The organism is Fructilactobacillus sp. X3R2C1 (genome assembly GCF_059901235.1).
The window spans coordinates 1-259 of sequence record NZ_JBWXVA010000049.1 but is presented as its reverse complement, the minus strand read 5'-3'; the positions used below and the strand labels follow the sequence as shown (position 1 = coordinate 259).

Below are 259 nucleotides of genomic sequence, written 5' to 3'. Positions count from 1 at the left end.
GCTGAAGGAAAAGGGAGCAGAGCACATTCGGATTTTTGCCGGCGGTGGCGGTGTCATCATCCCAAGGGAAATTAAAGAACTCCATGATTATGGGATTGCCCGTATTTTTTCGCCTGATGAAGGGCGGGAATATGGGCTTCAAGGGATGATAAACGTATTGATGGAGGAGTGTGATTTCTCGACAGTCAAACCATCTTTACAGGAACGCTTTGATGAATTGATTGCTGGGGGAACAAATGCCATTGCCCAATTCATTACC

At 46.3% G+C, this 259-nt stretch carries 1 protein-coding gene; it reads left to right on the top strand.

Going from position 1 to position 259, the window contains the following annotated elements; genetic code table 11:
* On the top strand, positions 1-259 hold a 259-nt coding region (locus tag AC6UDB_RS07105), incomplete at both ends, for a hypothetical protein (RefSeq protein WP_500709560.1).